The sequence below is a fragment of the Blautia faecis genome (assembly GCF_027662325.1).
GTDB lineage: Bacteria > Bacillota > Clostridia > Lachnospirales > Lachnospiraceae > Blautia_A > Blautia_A faecis.
Genome location: NZ_JAQDKY010000107.1, coordinates 1 through 1,207, shown reverse-complemented (window position 1 = coordinate 1,207; position 1,207 = coordinate 1). Strand labels below are relative to the sequence as shown.

General features: G+C 33.2%; 2 protein-coding genes and 1 pseudogene. 2 read left to right on the top strand and 1 reads right to left on the bottom strand.

What is annotated here, in order from left to right:
- Nucleotides 1–80: 80 nt before the first annotated feature.
- Nucleotides 81–401: a TfoX/Sxy family protein gene (locus PGQ38_RS19330; protein ID WP_109258346.1), complete on the top strand. Its 321-nt coding sequence runs from the start codon at nucleotides 81–83 to the stop codon at nucleotides 399–401.
- Nucleotides 402–432: 31 nt separating this feature from the next.
- Nucleotides 433–951: a signal peptidase II gene (locus tag PGQ38_RS19325; RefSeq protein ID WP_109258347.1), complete on the top strand. Its 519-nt coding sequence runs from the start codon at nucleotides 433–435 to the stop codon at nucleotides 949–951.
- Nucleotides 952–963: 12 nt separating this feature from the next.
- On the opposite strand, the pseudogene PGQ38_RS19320 reads toward PGQ38_RS19325, so the two are convergent.
- A pseudogene (locus tag PGQ38_RS19320) lies at nucleotides 964–1,207 on the bottom strand (hypothetical protein); the annotation flags it as partial.

Below are 1,207 nucleotides of genomic sequence, written 5' to 3'. Positions count from 1 at the left end.
TTTCATAAAATATGCTATCTTTTCGATAAGCAATAAAGTATAATGAAGTCAGTAATAAATTTAGAAATTGAGGTAAAGTTATGGCATCCAGCAAAGAATATTTAGAATTTATTTTAGGTCAGTTATCTGACTTGAATGAAATTACCTATCGAGCTATGATGGGCGAATTTGTCATTTATTATTGTGGTAAGATTGTAGGCGGTATCTATGATGATAGATTACTTGTCAAACCAGTAAAATCAGCAATAAGTTATATGCCAACGGTTTCGTATGAGTTACCTTACGAGGGAGCAAAAGAAATGTTGTTGGTAGATGAAGTTGATAATAAAGAGTTTTTGACAGGATTGTTTAATGCTATGTATGAAGAATTGCCTACCCCTAAATCGAAAAAGAAGAAATAATAAAATAATAATTTGAGAGGAAGTATTACTGATGGAAAAGTTTAAGCCGTTTATTATACCTGTGGCATTATTGGTTCTAATTGACCAGATGGTTAAAATAGTAATTTCAAAAGTATTTATGAAATACGAATTTGATATAATAGCCAAAGTTTTAAGATTTAATCCAGAACTAAATACTCGTTTATCTTATGCTGGCAATTTCTTCGAATTATTATCAAGTCCGTTTGTTACCATTTTATTGAATGTGTTTGTTTTGTTCCTCTTTTTATCAGGATATATGCTATATCAGGCAAAAAGAGCACATACAAGTTTTTGGGTAAAAATGATAATGATTTGTGGCATATCGGGATGTTTATGTAGCTTGATTGATAAGGTGTTTTGGGGTGGAAGTTTAGATTTTTTGCAGATACCTACCCTTTTTATTTTTGATTTGAAAGACTGCTATCTTACAGTTGCAGAAGTTATATTTGTTGTTATTGGAATTTTGAATAGCAAAGAAATATCGGTTAAAGAGTATTTACATTTTTGTTGTAACAAATTTAGCTTGTAAACTTCTGGTTTATTATTTCTTATACATCGGGTCAACTTGTCCCGAACTTTCACAACTAAATACCCGCCACCTACAAAGCGGCACACCGAGCAGGAAATCTAAAAAAGATCTCCTGCTTTTTTTCTGCCAAAAATGAGGTGGTAAAACTCCACCCCATCCACCAAGCATAGAAAGGAGGGACACAAAATGCCATGTCCACACAACGAAATTTCTATTGTACAGCGAAGCCAACAGCAGTCTGCGGTTGCCGCCGCTG

Bases quoted from the DNA above. Each gene is read 5' to 3' on its own strand.
- PGQ38_RS19330 (WP_109258346.1), top strand. From the start codon at position 81: ATGGCATCCAGCAAAGAATATTTAGAATTTATTTTAGGTCAGTTATCT.
- PGQ38_RS19325 (WP_109258347.1), top strand. From the start codon at position 433: ATGGAAAAGTTTAAGCCGTTTATTATACCTGTGGCATTATTGGTTCTA.